This is a genomic window from Alcanivorax sp. HI0044, from assembly GCF_001634945.1.
The window spans coordinates 1-481 of record NZ_LWEZ01001561.1 but is presented as its reverse complement, the minus strand read 5'-3'; the positions used below and the strand labels follow the sequence as shown (position 1 = coordinate 481).

Sequence of the window (481 nt, the reverse complement as noted above, 5' to 3'; positions counted from 1 at the left end):
CACCGGGCCTTGCAAGGTTTGCCGGTGCCGTCTGCTCCGGAAAAGGATCAGCTGCTGATGATTGGCCGGCGCCATATCCGCAGCAATAATTCCTGGATGCATAACAGCCAGCGCCTGATCAAAGGTAAGGGTCGCTTCACTGCGATTGTGCACCCGCAGGATGCCCAGCGACTGGGTGTGGAAGAGGGGGCGGATGTGACCATCAGCGGCAGCGCCGGCAGCATCACGCTCCCGGCCAGTATCAGTGACGACATCATGCCCGGGGTGATCAGTGTGCCCCATGGTTGGGGCCATGACCGCGACGGCGTGCAGCTGGAAATCGCCCGCTCTACCCAGGGCTGCAGTGTGAACGATGTGATCGGCACGGAACGGGTGGAAGCGGTAACGGCCATGGCGCAGCTCAATGGCATTCCCGTCACGCTGGCCCCAGCAATCTGCCCGTGAGAGTCGCTCCGTGGCGAGCGGCGGCATGTGTTGCCGG

At 63.2% G+C, this 481-nt stretch carries 1 protein-coding gene; it reads left to right on the top strand.

Annotated features, from left to right (window positions below):
- Positions 1-444, top strand: a 444-nt coding sequence (locus A3730_RS23570; protein ID WP_304439527.1) for a molybdopterin dinucleotide binding domain-containing protein, incomplete at its 5' end; no start/stop codon positions are given.
- Positions 445-481 lie beyond the last annotated feature (37 nt).